The organism is Aureimonas sp. D3, from assembly GCF_001463805.1.
Lineage (GTDB): Bacteria > Pseudomonadota > Alphaproteobacteria > Rhizobiales > Rhizobiaceae > Aureimonas > Aureimonas ureilytica_A.
Map to the genome: position 1 here is coordinate 44574 of NZ_BBWM01000017.1, position 6330 is coordinate 50903.

The 6330-nt window shown below is 68.2% G+C and carries 7 protein-coding genes; 2 read left to right on the forward strand and 5 right to left on the reverse strand.

Annotated features, from left to right (window positions below; genetic code table 11):
- Positions 1 to 42: 42 nt before the first annotated feature.
- The 4 genes from AUL36_RS05205 to AUL36_RS05220 are packed head-to-tail and all read right to left on the reverse strand — an operon-like array spanning position 43 to position 3649.
- The gene (locus AUL36_RS05205; protein ID WP_156418268.1) at positions 43 to 1956 is read right to left on the reverse strand and encodes a linalool dehydratase/isomerase domain-containing protein; all 1914 of its coding nucleotides are present in this window, start codon (positions 1954 to 1956) and stop codon (positions 43 to 45) included.
- Positions 1953 to 2651, reverse strand: coding sequence for a di-trans,poly-cis-decaprenylcistransferase (locus AUL36_RS05210; protein ID WP_062218685.1), 699 nt, complete (start codon positions 2649 to 2651; stop codon positions 1953 to 1955). The genes AUL36_RS05205 and AUL36_RS05210 overlap by 4 nt, the downstream gene beginning before the upstream one ends.
- A gap of 34 nt (positions 2652 to 2685) precedes the next feature.
- Complete coding sequence (locus tag AUL36_RS05215) at positions 2686 to 3054, reverse strand: winged helix-turn-helix domain-containing protein (RefSeq protein ID WP_062218687.1); 369 nt, start codon at positions 3052 to 3054, stop codon at positions 2686 to 2688.
- Positions 3041 to 3649, reverse strand: a complete 609-nt coding sequence (locus tag AUL36_RS05220; RefSeq protein ID WP_062218689.1) for a hypothetical protein — start codon at positions 3647 to 3649, stop codon at positions 3041 to 3043. Before AUL36_RS05220 ends, AUL36_RS05215 begins: the two co-directional genes overlap by 14 nt.
- 161 nt (positions 3650 to 3810) lie before the next feature.
- On the opposite strand from AUL36_RS05220, the gene AUL36_RS05225 reads away from it, so the two are divergent.
- The gene (locus tag AUL36_RS05225; RefSeq protein ID WP_082655588.1) at positions 3811 to 4125 is read left to right on the forward strand and encodes a WGR domain-containing protein; all 315 of its coding nucleotides are present in this window, start codon (positions 3811 to 3813) and stop codon (positions 4123 to 4125) included.
- Between the two features lie 186 nt (positions 4126 to 4311).
- Here AUL36_RS05225 and hutC read toward each other — a convergent pair whose 3' ends face one another.
- A complete protein-coding gene (hutC, locus tag AUL36_RS05230) occupies positions 4312 to 5064 on the reverse strand; it encodes a histidine utilization repressor (protein WP_082655589.1) in 753 nt (250 codons plus the stop codon).
- Between the two features lie 111 nt (positions 5065 to 5175).
- Here hutC and hutF point away from each other — a divergent pair.
- The coding region (gene hutF, locus AUL36_RS05235) for a formimidoylglutamate deiminase (RefSeq protein ID WP_062218706.1) at positions 5176 to 6330 on the forward strand (1155 nt) is incomplete at its 3' end.

Consider the following 6330-nt stretch of genomic DNA (forward strand, 5'->3'; position numbering starts at 1 on the left):
GCGCACTGCCGAGAAGCAGGCCGGCGAGGATGCAGCAGGTCATCACACGGCCTCGCGTATGGCGATGCGCTGGCGCGCTTCGAGTGTGAGGTCGAGCCGCGCCGTTCCGTCCGGCGCGCTCATGAAAATGGAACAGTTGTCCGAGCGGCGGTAGGCGCGCGACGGGCGAAGACCGCCCAAGCCGATCGACACCGGATCGCGTCCGCCAGAGCGAACCAGCACCATGTCCAGCCCGCCGTCCCGCGCCACGGCCTTCGCGACCATCGCGGCCGGATAGGGGCAGGACGCGATATGGGGCGCGGTATCAGGCGCGGCCGGGTGGAGCGCCAGATCGTGCAGGCCATCGGACCGGCCGCACCGCGCCATGATCTCGAAGGCGTGGGACCAGATCGAGGCGTGCGGTCGATGCCCGACGCCGCCCACGATCCGCATGGGATGGCCGACCTCCAGCGCATCCAGCATCGCCGCCGCCACCTCTCCATCGCCCATCTCCACAGCGGTCGCGGCCGCGCCGCAGAGGCCCGCAATCCGTGTGAAGCGATAATTGCCGACATCGATGGGCCAGAGGCGATCCAGCCGCGCGCGCCCATCGGCGTGCAGGAGATCGCCGCGCAGGCGGCTCCAGTTCTCCCGCGCGACATCGGGCAGCGTGGCGTTGAGGAAAAAGCTCGGCAGAAGCTGCGTCAGCACCCCGCCGATCGGCGGCATGGCAAAGCCCGTCAGGCGGGAGCGGCAGGTGACGAAGCGCCCGGACGCATCGCGGAACTCATCGAGGAGCAGAGCCCGCTGACGCTCCGCCATGCCCTGCCAGACGCCTGTTCCAGCCTGCGCGTCCTGCGCGGCGAGCGCCAGATAGGACAGGCTGTTGCAGACCGGAAAGAGCCAGTTCGGTTCGCAGGCGATGAGGCCGAAGGGCGAGGCCTGATGTTGCCGGGCGAGACGTCCCGCCAGCGCGGGCAGGTCCGCCTCGAAGACCGCACCGGACGGGTGCCGGAGCGAAAAGGCCCCCGGCACCCTATAGCGCCGATCGCCGGATGCCGCCTGAAACAGCGCGATCTGCGCGCCGCAAAAGCCCGTATACATGACATTGTCCGACGAGAACGGGTTGGGGTCGGGCCGCCCGCGCCCCCAGAGGCTCTCGAGCGCCCAATAGCGCCAAACGCGGTGATCGCGCGCCTTTTCGATCAGGTTCACCTGCGCCTGTGTGAGATAGGCCCCGAGCGCCGGCAGCCGGTGCCGCTGGACCATGGCGAGCGCATAGCCGGCGAACTGCAGTTGATAGCGCAGGGCGGCGGACTGAAACGGGTCGAGCCGCTCGAACCCGTCGAAGCGCGCCAAAGGCTGCAAGGCGCGGTCGAGCAGGAAGCGCAGCCGGGCGAGATCGCTGTCGGACAGATCCGGTGGGAGCGCGGGTTCGGGCGCGGCGGGCGTGGCGTGCCAGCGCTTCGCCGGCGGAATCGGCGCGGGCGGGACCGCATATGGGCGGCGATACGAGAAGCCCAGCCCCGCCAGAGCGATCCCTGACGCCAGACCGAGCGCCGGAAGCCATGCGCTCTCCGCCGACAGGCATCCATGCGTAACGGCATAGGCGGCCGCGCCGATCGCCGAGGCGAGCCAGACCAGGGGCGGGGCCATGAGATTCCCGGTGGCGAACCAGAGAAACATGGCGAGACCGAAGGCCGCCGCGACCGCACCGCCTATCCCGAGCGCCGTGGTGTCGATCTGCGAGCCGAGCCCGCCGCACAGGCTGAAGCCGCCGCCCGGAAACGCCAGACCGAGCCCGAAGGCTTGCAGCGCCTGCGCATCTGTCGCCGAGAGAAGGCCCGCGCCCACCCACAGCGCGCCGATCACCAGAAGCGAGCGCCCGATGCGGCGGCGCGACACCGGCCCGCGTGGACCCAGCCGAGGCAGAGTCCCTAAAAGGCCGACCCGCCTTGCGATCGACACCTGGCTCACGCCGCCACGGCCTCGGCGGGCAGCGCGCCGAAGCGGCGTTGGCGGGTGGCGAAGTCGCGCAGCGCCTCCTTCAGATGCTCCGGCTGGAAGTCCGGCCAGAGCCGGGGCGTGAAGAGGAGTTCGGCATAGGCGCTCTCGAACAGGAGAAAGTCGCTGAGCCGCTGGTCGCCGCCCGTGCGCACGATCAAATCGACATCCGGCGCACCCGATGACACCAGCGCCGCAAAATCCTCGCGCGTCGTCTCGGACGTCGCCTGTCGCGCCGCCTGGAGGATGGCGTCGCGCGCCGAATAATCGAAGGCGATGCGAAGATGCAGTGCGCTGGCTTTGGCGGAGCGGGCTTCGGCGGTTGCGATCGCGCGGCGCAGCGAGGCGGAGAGGCGGTCGCGCCGGCCGATCACCGAGAGCCGCACGCCGGACGCGGCGAGCGCCTCGATCTCCTCCGCGAGATAGGATTTCATGAGCGACATGAGAACTGCGACTTCTGGCGCCGGGCGCTGCCAATTGTCGCCCGAAAAGGCGTAGAGCGTCAGCGTGCCGACGCCCATGTCCTTTGCCGCTTCCGCGATCGGCCGGATCGCGCGCACGCCGGCGCGGTGACCCTGGCTGCGCGACAGGCCGCGCTGCGTGGCCCAGCGCCCGTTGCCGTCCATGATCAGACCGAGGTGCATTCCGTGATGAAAAGCGCTTTGCATTGCAAAGTCTCCGGTTAAATAAAAAGGGGAGGGTTCAGGCGGGTTTGGGGGAGAGGTCTGTCTGGCCGCGCTTCGACGCGCTGGCGGCGTCGCGCACCACCTGTTCCAGAATGGCGAGATAGTCGAGAAAGCTTTCGCGGCCCTTCTCGGTCAGAAAGCAAGTCGTCACCGGCCGCTTGCCGCTGAAGCTCTTGTCGATGCGCACGAAGCCGGCCTCTTCCAGAACCTGGAGATGGCGGCTGAGATTGCCGTCCGTCAGGCCGCAGAGGCGCTTGAGATCGGCAAAGCCGAGACCCTTGGGCTGCCCGGCGAGCGAGGTCATGACGCCGAGGCGCGCCTTTTCATGAATCACGCGGTCGAGCCCGTCATAGGCGAAGGGGGCGGACGTCTCAGAGCCCGGCATGGCCAGACCCCGAAGCGCGATGGATGACGAGGGCCAGAATGGTCTGGCCGATGGCGAAGGGCAGGGCCATGGCCCAGGGCGAGATCGTGGATTGGCCGGCCAGCATCATCATCACCGCAAAGCCGCAGACGAAGTACCAAGCCGCTGCCAGCATCGCGCCCCTCGGCAGGGACGGAGCGGCGGCAAACAGGCCGAGCCCGACCAGAACCTGCCACAGACCGGGGATCAGCCAAGCTTGATCGGGCGAGAAGCGGGCGATGATGGCGGCGAAGGCCGCCCCCGCAAAGCCGGCCGGCAGAAAGTGCTGGATCGCCTGATGCAGCATCGCGTCGGCCAGGCCGCCATGGGCGCGGCCGGTGCGCAGCACCATCTCCACCGCGATCAGCACCACGCAAAGAACGGCGGCGAGGATCCACCCGACAAAGAAGGCAAGGGCGGTGGCAGGCGGAACCAGGAGCTGAAGCCCGGCCGTCGCGAGCGCGATCCCGGCCGTGGCGGCCAGTGCTGTCGGGCCGAAGCCCCGGAACTCGGTTCCAGCCGCCATGCGGCGGCGGATCGCCTCGATGTCGGCCAGGGCCTCGTTCAGCTCGCGCATCCCAAACTCCAGGAACTTTACATCGCAAAGTATACTGTGATGCCGAGAAATTGCAAGCCGGCTCGCGCGGGAAAACCCCATCAGAGCCGTGAATCCCTCAGACGCCATCGATTCCGAAAATGAATTGGCCGGCCGGCGCGCCGTGCGGGAGAATCGCCCGCATGATCACGCATCGCTACCGCCTCTATATCGAACGCAGGGATGCGGACCGGAACATGGCCCGCTTCTACAGCCTGTCGATCGAGCCGAGCCTGTTCGGGGAAATCTGCCTCGTGCGCCGATGGGGGCGGATCGGCACGCACGGGCGCTCCATGACGCATCCTTGCGAAACCGAAGGTGCCGCCGTGCTCCTGTTCCTCGACCTCCTGCGCCAGAAGCGTCAGCGCGGCTATGCCACCTTGGGCAGCCCGTCGATGCGTTGCGCGGCGCCTGAGCGGATGCCGGGCGGGACGCAATGCGCGTCCGCCATAAGATAAACGGATCGTCGCCCGGAGGGACGAGCTTCGGTGGAGCTTTTGGCACTGACCTCGAACTGCGGCCCGGTTTGGTAGGTTGGGTGCAACTGCCCTGGGCTTATCTTTGGACGATGTGGAGGGCTGTCGCACTCGTGTCGTCTTGCGGATTTCCAGTGGGAGGCCGCGTCCGGCTTGGACCGAAGACCGCTATCCTCCCGTTTCCAGCCGGTAGCGGCTGCCGGGATAGAGAAGGCGCACGGTGGAGACGACGCCGGACTCGCACCAGGTGCGACGGCGCACGAGAAGGCAGGGCTCCGACTTGGCGATGGCGAGAAGCTTGCACTCCCAAGGCGTGGCGCTGATCGCCTCGATGACCTGCTCGGCCCGCACGATGGGCGCGACGGCCGAGAGATAGCTGTTGGGCGTGACGAGGGTGAAATCCTGCGCGCCATAATCCGGCGCAAAGCGCAGATGAACGAAGCGGTCCTCGATCTGGATCGGCAATTCGTCCTCGCGGTGGACGATCACCGAATGCGCCACCCGCGTTCCGGTCTCGACCTCCAGCGTTTCGGCCAGTTCCGGTCCGCAGACTTCCTCCTGCAGGAGGATGATCTGAGCCGAATGCGCGCCGCCCCGCGCGCCGATCTCGTCCGCGATATTGGGAACGCCCTGAAACAGCGAGCTGCGCTTCTTGGGCGCGACGAAGGAGCCCTTGCCCTGGATGCGCAGCAGGAGACCCTCGGTCGCGAGTTCCCGAAGGGCGCGGTTCACCGTCATCCGGCTGACGCCCAGCATCTCCACGAACTCGTTTTCCGAGGGCACGCGGTGGCCCGCCGGCCATTCGCCCGACTCCACCCGGCCGCGCACATGGTCCTTCAGCGTCTCGTAGAGCGGGCGCTGCGGCTCCGACCGGCCCTCGCTGGCGTCTTCGATCGACAGGCTCGAACCCTCCCTTGGCATCACGTCCCTCGAATATAAAGACAAGTTCGCACCGTTTCGCCAGAGCCGACTTGCAGCCGACCCAAAAATCGGCAATCTTGTATAGGCAACCTACCCGATCTTGGACCTGTCATGCGATCACCCACCTCGCGTTTCCTTTGTCCGATGGCGCTTCTGTCCGATGGCTGGGCGCGCAACGTCGCGATCGATATCGGGGCCGACGGACGCATCGCGGCGGTGACGTCCGGGTCGGTGTCGGCGACGGGCGAGCGACTGGCCGGGCCGGTGGTGCCCACGCTGTCGAACCTTCATTCGCACGCCTTCCAGCGCGCCATGGCGGGGCTGGCCGAGCGGGCGGGGCCGGGCGACGACAGCTTCTGGACTTGGCGCACGCAGATGTATCGCACGGTCGCGCTGATGCGCCCGGAGGATATCGAGGCGATCGCGGCCAAGCTCTATGTCGAGATGCTGAAGGGCGGCTTCTCGCGTGTCGCGGAGTTCCATTACCTCCACCATGGCGCGGGCGGCGTGGCCTATGCCGACCCCGCCGAAACCTCGCATCGCATCCTCGCTGCGGCGGCCACGGCCGGCATCGGCCTCACACATCTGCCGGTCTTCTACGCCCATTCGAATTTCGGCGGCGCGGAGCCGGGCGAGGGGCAACGGCCGTTTCTGCATGATGTCGACGGGTTTCTGGCGCTTCTCGACCGGCTCGCCCCGGCCTGCCGCGAGGCGGGCGCGACATTGGGGCTGGCGCTCCATTCGCTGCGCGCCGCAGCCCCCGGCGAGATCGCCGCGATCCTGGCGGCGGAGACGACGGGCGGGCCGATCCACATTCACGTCGCTGAACAGGAGCGCGAGGTCGAGGATTGCCTCGCCTGGAGCGGTCGGCGGCCGGTGGAATGGCTGCTGGATGAGGTGGACGTGAACGAGCGCTGGTGCGCCATCCACGCCACGCATATGACACCGGATGAGACGCAGCGCTTGGCCGCCTCCGGCGCGGTGGCGGGCCTGTGCCCGGCGACCGAAGCCAATCTCGGCGACGGCATTTTTCCCGCGACCGCCTTCCGGGCCGCCGGCGGCCGGCTCGGCATCGGCACCGACAGCCATGTGGCCACCAGCGTCGCGGAAGAACTTCGCCTTCTGGAATATGGACAGCGCCTGCGCGATCGACGCCGCAACCGCCTCGTGGCGGGGCCGGGCTCCTCGGCCGGGCGCACCTTGTTCGACGCGGCGCTGGCGGGCGGGGCGCAAGCCTGCGGTCTGGCCGAACACGGGCTCTGCGTT

What these genes read in the sequence shown, in the direction of transcription:
- hutC (WP_082655589.1), bottom strand. Translation starts at nt 5,064, where the DNA reads ATGCCAAGGGAGGGTTCGAGCCTGTCGATCGAAGACGCCAGCGAGGGC.
- AUL36_RS05215 (WP_062218687.1), bottom strand. Translation starts at nt 3,054, where the DNA reads ATGCCGGGCTCTGAGACGTCCGCCCCCTTCGCCTATGACGGGCTCGAC.
- AUL36_RS05210 (WP_062218685.1), bottom strand. Translation starts at nt 2,651, where the DNA reads ATGCAAAGCGCTTTTCATCACGGAATGCACCTCGGTCTGATCATGGAC.
- AUL36_RS05220 (WP_062218689.1), bottom strand. Translation starts at nt 3,649, where the DNA reads ATGCGCGAGCTGAACGAGGCCCTGGCCGACATCGAGGCGATCCGCCGC.
- AUL36_RS05225 (WP_082655588.1), top strand. Translation starts at nt 3,811, where the DNA reads ATGATCACGCATCGCTACCGCCTCTATATCGAACGCAGGGATGCGGAC.